Origin of the sequence: Flammeovirga aprica JL-4, from assembly GCF_012844305.1 — a bacterium.
Lineage (GTDB): Bacteria > Bacteroidota > Bacteroidia > Cytophagales > Flammeovirgaceae > Flammeovirga > Flammeovirga aprica.
On record NZ_JABANE010000412.1, the window covers coordinates 1 to 566 of the forward strand.

The window sequence follows — 566 nt, forward strand, 5'->3', positions numbered from 1 at the left end:
GGCCTTCTTTATGCAGGCGCTGGATGCCACCATTCTTAACACCGCCCTCCCGGCTATCGCCCACAGTCTTAATCGTTCTCCCTTAGCGATGCAGTCGGCCATTATCAGCTATACGCTGACGGTGGCGATGCTGATCCCGGTCAGCGGCTGGCTGGCCGATCGCTTCGGCACGCGCCGGGTCTTTATCATCGCCGTTAGCCTGTTCACCCTCGGTTCCCTCGCCTGCGCCCTCTCCAGTTCCTTAACGGAACTGGTCATTTTTCGCGTAATTCAGGGGATCGGTGGGGCGATGATGATGCCGGTGGCGAGGCTGGCCCTGCTGCGTGCCTACCCCCGCAGCGAACTGTTGCCGGTCCTGAACTTTGTCACCATGCCGGGATTGGTGGGGCCGATTCTGGGCCCGGTACTCGGCGGGGTATTTGTTACCTGGGCCAGCTGGCATTGGATTTTCCTGATAAACATTCCGATCGGCGTAATTGGCATTCTGTACGCCCGTAAATACATGCCAAATTTCACAACGCCGCGCCGACGCTTCGATATAGGCGGTTTTCTGTTATTTGGCTTAA

1 protein-coding gene is annotated in these 566 nt (G+C 57.6%); it reads left to right on the forward strand.

The genetic code is table 11. The features are described 5' to 3' along the window. The coding region (locus HHU12_RS34665; protein ID WP_169661236.1) for an MFS transporter at nucleotides 1-566 on the forward strand (566 nt) is incomplete at both ends.